This is a genomic window from Streptococcus mitis (assembly GCF_000722695.1).
In the GTDB taxonomy this organism is placed as follows: domain Bacteria; phylum Bacillota; class Bacilli; order Lactobacillales; family Streptococcaceae; genus Streptococcus; species Streptococcus mitis_O.
Map to the genome: position 1 here is coordinate 1 of NZ_JPFU01000027.1, position 308 is coordinate 308.

A 308-nucleotide genomic window follows, 5' to 3' on the forward strand; every position below is an offset into this window, starting at 1 on the left:
AGATGCTGATTCACTTACTGAATTGCTTGTTGAGGCTGATTCTGAAGCTTTCTCTGAAACTACCTTAGATGCTGATTCACTTACTGAATTGCTTGTTGAGGCTGATTCTGAAGCTTTCTCTGAAACTACCTTAGATGCTGATTCACTTACTGAATTGCTTGTTGAGGCTGATTCTGAAGCTTTCTCTGAAGTTCGACCTTAGATGCTGATTCACTTACTGTAATTGCTTGTTGAGGCTGATTCTAGAAGTCTTTCTCTGAAACTACCTTAGATGCTGATTCACTTTACTGAATTGCTTGTTGAGGCTG

Annotated in this window: 1 protein-coding gene; it reads left to right on the plus strand. The window is 39.6% G+C overall.

Annotated elements, in window-relative coordinates; all coding sequences use genetic code 11:
• Positions 1-202, plus strand: a 202-nt coding sequence (locus SK629_RS12885; protein ID WP_042901896.1) for a hypothetical protein, incomplete at its 5' end; no start/stop codon positions are given.
• Positions 203-308 lie beyond the last annotated feature (106 nt).